The sequence below is a fragment of the Chamaesiphon sp. genome (assembly GCF_041737865.1).
In the GTDB taxonomy this organism is placed as follows: Bacteria; Cyanobacteriota; Cyanobacteriia; order Cyanobacteriales; family Chamaesiphonaceae; genus Chamaesiphon.
In genome coordinates this window covers 1-5,377 of the sequence record NZ_JBGSQZ010000330.1, presented here as the reverse complement: position 1 = coordinate 5,377, position 5,377 = coordinate 1, and the positions used below count along the sequence as shown (strand labels likewise).

General features: G+C 46.1%; 9 protein-coding genes. 5 read left to right on the top strand and 4 right to left on the bottom strand.

The window, feature by feature from the left end; all coding sequences use genetic code 11:
* On the bottom strand, positions 1-374 hold a 374-nt coding region (locus ACEW9J_RS26010; protein ID WP_373547966.1), incomplete at its 3' end, for a hypothetical protein.
* A 56-nt stretch (positions 375-430) separates the two neighbouring features.
* Positions 431-667, bottom strand: coding sequence for a hypothetical protein (locus tag ACEW9J_RS26005; protein WP_373547965.1), 237 nt, complete (start codon positions 665-667; stop codon positions 431-433).
* Between the two features lie 427 nt (positions 668-1,094).
* On the opposite strand from ACEW9J_RS26005, the gene ACEW9J_RS26000 reads away from it, so the two are divergent.
* From ACEW9J_RS26000 to ACEW9J_RS25980, 5 genes are all read left to right on the top strand, one after another.
* On the top strand, positions 1,095-1,283 hold the full coding sequence (locus tag ACEW9J_RS26000; protein ID WP_373547964.1) for a hypothetical protein: 189 nt from the start codon (positions 1,095-1,097) through the stop codon (positions 1,281-1,283).
* On the top strand, positions 1,270-1,545 hold the full coding sequence (locus tag ACEW9J_RS25995) for a hypothetical protein (protein ID WP_373547963.1): 276 nt from the start codon (positions 1,270-1,272) through the stop codon (positions 1,543-1,545). The genes ACEW9J_RS26000 and ACEW9J_RS25995 overlap by 14 nt, the downstream gene beginning before the upstream one ends.
* Positions 1,520-1,744, top strand: coding sequence for a hypothetical protein (locus tag ACEW9J_RS25990; protein WP_373547962.1), 225 nt, complete (start codon positions 1,520-1,522; stop codon positions 1,742-1,744). Before ACEW9J_RS25995 ends, ACEW9J_RS25990 begins: the two co-directional genes overlap by 26 nt.
* Positions 1,745-2,014: 270 nt before the next feature.
* Positions 2,015-3,187 (top strand): IS110 family transposase, encoded by a 1,173-nt coding sequence (locus tag ACEW9J_RS25985; protein WP_373547961.1) that lies wholly within the window; start codon positions 2,015-2,017, stop codon positions 3,185-3,187.
* Positions 3,188-3,346: 159 nt separating this feature from the next.
* Positions 3,347-3,784, top strand: coding sequence for a hypothetical protein (locus ACEW9J_RS25980; RefSeq protein ID WP_373547960.1), 438 nt, complete (start codon positions 3,347-3,349; stop codon positions 3,782-3,784).
* Between the two features lie 25 nt (positions 3,785-3,809).
* Here the strand turns inward: ACEW9J_RS25980 and ACEW9J_RS25975 are convergent, their stop codons facing one another.
* Together ACEW9J_RS25975 and ACEW9J_RS25970 are read right to left on the bottom strand one after the other, a co-directional pair.
* The gene (locus ACEW9J_RS25975) at positions 3,810-4,469 is read right to left on the bottom strand and encodes a response regulator (RefSeq protein WP_373547959.1); all 660 of its coding nucleotides are present in this window, start codon (positions 4,467-4,469) and stop codon (positions 3,810-3,812) included.
* Positions 4,470-4,764: 295 nt separating this feature from the next.
* Positions 4,765-5,377, bottom strand: a 613-nt coding sequence (locus ACEW9J_RS25970; protein ID WP_373547958.1) for a sensor histidine kinase, incomplete at its 5' end; no start/stop codon positions are given.

Sequence of the window (5,377 nt, the reverse complement as noted above, 5' to 3'; positions counted from 1 at the left end):
TCTTTAGCCAGATACTTCGATGCTTTTTTGCCGCGATTATCGTAGTATCTCCAGTACCAATAGAGATGACCTTTTATTGGTTTCTGTTGGAAGCAACCGATCGGCGGTTTCCAGGATTCTAAGTTAGGTACTAATAGTTGTGAGTAAGTTACCTCATTCTTATGAAGAATTTGGGACAAAACTCGGCACGAACCAGTGCTGACAGTTCTAGAGTTAGGTACTAGGAAATTGTTAGTACCTAACTCTGAGTTATCCGAGTTAGGTACTAAGAAATTGTTAGTACCTAACTCGTCATAAGCCCAATCCCCAACGGGTGAATCTACAAAATCTGACTCAGCTATTAGACTGAGTTGAGTTGCTGCTAGTTTTGTCATGATGGAGATAGTTAATTTATGCCAAACCCCAGCTCGATCGCGCTGGGGTTTTTGATTTAGTTTTGGTCTGGCTCGGTTTGGCCCTGGGAGTTTGGATCTGGTCGGAAGCAGTCTGCTATGTCATCGAATGGAATCCCTGTGAAGTTGGAGATTCTGAATAATTTGTCGATCGGTGCGGTGTGCGTCCAAGTCCTCATAGTTTCATAGCTAACCTCGATCGCCTTAGCTACGGCAACCAACTTAAAACCTCGCTCTCTAATTAATTCTCTCAATTGCTTTCCTCCATTGCTCATTAGCCTATCTGACTACTTCAATCATATCGCATACACAGAAATATTTGGGTAAAAACACAGATATTTCTGTGTTTATGCTATAGTCATGATATTGCCAGTCTCCATTAGTTGTTCATCACTCCTAATTGTCAGGCTCAAGGTGCATGGCACGGCAATTACCACAGCTAGGGGTATCTTCAGGGTTCCCCACTGCTGCGGTACTTGATGCGATATTTAGACCGAATGCGATCGACAAGAACTAGCCGCTGCTAATCTATGTCGAGCGGATATCTATCTAAATATCGAAAAAATCCAGAATCTAAAATAGCTAGTAAATTGTTCTCATTGCTTGAGATAAGCCTAATTCAGGATGAGAATAGGGCGATTTTACCTTGACGGTAAATCTCTCAATCCACTTAACTACCCCTATTTGTAGGGCTTATTTAACATGCCTGGAGACCACACGATCGCATTGATTCGGAAGATCCGTTCTTGTGCCGATGCGATCCGAGAACACCAAAGACACATCGATTTGCGTCTGCGGACGATTGATGCAGAGACCAAGCATCTAGAGCGAATTATTAACAAAGGAAAAATTACTCTTCAACCCAACCAACAACCAGATGACTCAATCTAACTACCCCAATCCACAGGACGCAACGGTAAGCATCATCCCCAAGTCCATAAAAATCTACTCAGACAATCCGATTCATGATGCGATCGATCGAATTATCGATAGTTGTAATTCCATAGATGAAGGTCAGGACTCTTTCGGGCTTGTTTCAGTAGAACTTAAAGTAGCGGCTGAAGATTTGCTCATCTTAGCTTGCCATCGGATGGCAGATATCAGATACCAATATCTATATAAAATCAATGAACAAAAAGCTAATAAAGACTAATACGCAAATAGCGATCGGGTTGCTTGGCAGCTCATTCCCCAATCGCTATGGTAATCGCAAAATATCCCATTCTCATCGCAATTATATTACCCAAACAGTGACGGCATTGTTAGAGATGATTTTAATTGATATTGAAGAAAGTGATGTTCTAATTATACCAAAAACTCACGCTAATATCAACCCGCCTGACGAGATGTAAGACATCGAAACGTTCCCCCTGGAACGTCGCGGGGAGCTTCCAACCCTCCTAGCAACGACAAGACAATCGCCCTGACTCAAACCAAGAAGGGGGCTTAAAGCCCGTCTGACTTCGTGAGCTTGGGCGATGGTTCAATCGTACCCTAACGCTTAAAAAGTGAATTGTGCCAACGTGGGAGATTCGTAAGCTTGACTTGGGTAAATAAGTCTAAACAGATGTAGATCTCTAGCTCAACGCACATTGAAAACTGAATAAATAAAACAAACCATTATGAGAATTATTGGAGCTGATGCCTGTAAGGGTCGGTTGGTTTACTGTGTCTTAGATACAGATAATATGCCGCCCGATTTAGGTAAGTATTATTTAGATGGGGATAACTTTTTTGAAGCGTACACATCCGCCCACGGACTCAAACAATTACTCGATTTAAAACCGGACGTAATTGCCCTGGAACCGACGGGAGTTAACTACACGAGACTATGGGTCAGAAAGATGAGCGAACACGGCGTGAAAGTAATTTTAATCGGTCACACGCAGTTAAGAAGTTATCGCAAGAATTTAGGCTTACCCGATAAAGACGATCCGGCGGATGCGCTGGCGATTGGGGCTTATTGCGCGGAACACTACAATAATCCGGCGCGGTTTGTCCTAGTCAGGGATGAGATTACCGCGCAATTGCGAGAGACGGCATTACGCCTGGGGCATTTAGTCAGATTGCAATCGCCGATGGTGAATCGACTCAAACAGGATTTAGCCTATGCTTTCCCCGAACGCGCCGATACAAACACGAACGCCGCGCTATTCTGGGGATGGCTGGCAGGTACGCGGAAAAGTCTCAGGTACGATCGCGAGAGTAAAGATTCGGTCGGATCGGGCATTACTCCAGAGATGAGGCTAGAAGCAAAATTGCTGTGCATGGTGCAAGCAGAGGAACGCCGGATCGAATTTGAGCTGAGAAGTCTCCTCGATGCTTCCCAGTTCGATCCCTATCGTCAGGTAATGAAAAAGTACGGGATGGGCGAAAAAGTTCAGGCGATGTTAATCAGTCAGATCTACCCGATCGAGAATTTTCTAGATGCAGACAAGCAGCCGATAACGATCGTCACCAAAGGAAAAATATCTGGCAATCCCACAGCTAAACACATCAGCCTCAGAAAGTTCTGCAAAATGCTCGGTGTCGCTCCCACCCGCGAACAGTCGGGTAAATCATCCACAGTCACCAATAAGAGCGGTTCAGAACTATGTCGGACAGCGACATGGCAATGGTTATTTACGCGGATCGAATCCGGTCGTTCGCGTCTTGCCACAGAAACAGGCGTCAAAGTCTACCGGATATTTTCCGAGTATGACACCCATAAACCAATCAAACTCGCACGAGCTAAGACGATCGGTAAGGTTGTCAAAATGATCTTCTATGACTTGGTAGACGCAATAAACGAGTAGATCGATCGAAGGATAGGGGTAGTCAATTAGCTACCCTTTTCTTTCACCCCTGGTAAAAGTTCTAAAGTGAAGTCAGGCTGAGGTAATGCAGGGGTAATTTATCTCGATCTCTATCGATTGAGCGATTGATAATTAGCAAAAATGTAGTAAAAATGGTTCATGTCAACTTACCAAAAATTAATGACCATGAAATTGAACATGATGCAGCTAATATCTAATCTCAGACGGTACGCAATGCAAGCGATCGGGGCAATAGTGCTGACGATCGCGTGCTGGCAGGGACTATCGATCGATGTCGATGCGGCGATCGCTGCGAGTGTGCAGCCAGGACTTGGTAGCAGTGATAATATTGTCAAACAGGCAGCCAATATGGAACGCGAACCAGGGCAGATGGAGGCGATGAAAAATGACAAAAACCCTGCTCAAGCACTGCTAAATACGACAGAAACTGGTGTCAAGATCGATGCTGATAAAGCAGAAAGACCGAGCGGTGATACGCCAGAGCTAGTCAAGAAAACCGCAGATCGCAATTCCCAGCAAGCTGAAGAATTTTCAGAAAAGACTACGAAAAAAGTTAAAAACTTTTTTGGTTTCTAAAGAGCGAGGTGACAAAACTAACTGTTTAGACATCCTTTAGGAGATGATTTTGAATAGCGATCGCCACCGCTTGTTTGCGATCGATCGCTCCCAATTTGTGTAAAATCGTGTGGACGTGAACGCGGACGGTTCCAGGTGCGATATAGAGGACTTCAGCGATTTCTCGATCGGTTTTGGCTGTAGCAATCAGGCTGAGGATTTCTTGTTCGCGTCGAGTTAGGGTATTGGCAATGAGGGCGCGATCTTCTGTTGGGTTATTTTGGAACAGCGTATGAATTTCTGCCGTAGCGGCGGCATCCCACCAGGAGGCTCCAGCAATGACCGAGCGCATGGCTAAAACCAAAGTTGCGGCTGTGACCCCTTTAAGGCAATAACCTTGCGCTCCTGCGGCTACCAGGCGGGCGATCGACGATCTTTCGTTGCGAGAGGTGAGGACGAGAATCGGCAACTGGGGATGATTTTGTTTGAGTTGACGACAGGTTTCCAACCCGCCCAATCCAGGTAAACCAATATCGAGGAGTACCAGATCGAACGGTTGTTGCTTTGCCAAATCGATGGCTGTTTCACCATCGTGTGCTTCAGCCAAGATTTCTACCGCCGATTCGCGCTGCAATCTTACCTGCAAACCTAGGCGAAACAGTTCATCATCTTCAACTAACAGAATTTTGAGGCGATCTAGGGGCATTTTAAACAGTTGACAGTTGACAGTTGACAGTTGACAGTTGACATCCTAAATGATTCGTGAAATTTACATTGGCTCTGGTGCGTTACCCTGTCTTGACCGAAACGCACGCTGAGGAAACCTCAGCGCGATTTCGGTCGCTGCGGGATAACACACCCTACAGTATTCTTACAAATCATTTAGGACTGCTATAGTTTCCCCTAAAGTCTAAAGCCGAAAGCCTAGAGCCTAGAGCCTAGAGCCGAAAGCCGAAAGCCGAAAGCCTAAAGCCTAAAGCCGAAAGCCTAAAGCCTAAAGCCTAGTAGGACGGATCGACGATCGCGGCTAGGCGAAACCCAAAGATTGCCCCTTGGGGGGAACGATTTTCTGCCCAAATTGTCCCCTCATGGGCTTCGACGATTTGACGAGCCAGATACAGCCCCAACCCTGAGCCACTGGCTTGGCGATTGCTCTGTCCCTGATAAAACCTCTCAAATAAATGGGGCATTTCATCGGGTTGTATGCCTGCTCCGGTATCCATCACTTTCACCACCCGATCTCCCGCCTGAGTTCCGAGTACGACTTCCACTTTTGCGCCGCGTGGCGAGTGATTGATGGCGTTGGCGAGGAGGTTGGCAAATACCCGCTGAAGCTGGAGGGCATCACCATTTACCCAGAGAAACTGGCGGAAGTCGGAGTCTCCATAATTTAATGACAGGTGAACGCGCCGACTCATTGCCAGAGCGAGTAAAGAAGTTGCTGTTGACTCTGCTAATCTGGCAAGATCGATCGGGGTACGATCGAGTTTTAGTCCGTCAATGTCATTGCGATAGACATCTAAGAGCGTTTCGACTAGTTGTAAGCTAGTTTGGTGACTGCGGATGGCGATCTCTAATACGCTTTTTTGCTTGGGTTGGACGGAGCCGAATTGT

What these genes read in the sequence shown, in the direction of transcription:
- ACEW9J_RS26005 (WP_373547965.1), bottom strand. Translation starts at nt 667, where the DNA reads ATGAGCAATGGAGGAAAGCAATTGAGAGAATTAATTAGAGAGCGAGGT.
- ACEW9J_RS26000 (WP_373547964.1), top strand. Translation starts at nt 1,095, where the DNA reads ATGCCTGGAGACCACACGATCGCATTGATTCGGAAGATCCGTTCTTGT.
- ACEW9J_RS25995 (WP_373547963.1), top strand. Translation starts at nt 1,270, where the DNA reads ATGACTCAATCTAACTACCCCAATCCACAGGACGCAACGGTAAGCATC.
- ACEW9J_RS25990 (WP_373547962.1), top strand. Translation starts at nt 1,520, where the DNA reads ATGAACAAAAAGCTAATAAAGACTAATACGCAAATAGCGATCGGGTTG.
- ACEW9J_RS25985 (WP_373547961.1), top strand. Translation starts at nt 2,015, where the DNA reads ATGAGAATTATTGGAGCTGATGCCTGTAAGGGTCGGTTGGTTTACTGT.
- ACEW9J_RS25980 (WP_373547960.1), top strand. Translation starts at nt 3,347, where the DNA reads ATGTCAACTTACCAAAAATTAATGACCATGAAATTGAACATGATGCAG.
- ACEW9J_RS25975 (WP_373547959.1), bottom strand. Translation starts at nt 4,469, where the DNA reads ATGCCCCTAGATCGCCTCAAAATTCTGTTAGTTGAAGATGATGAACTG.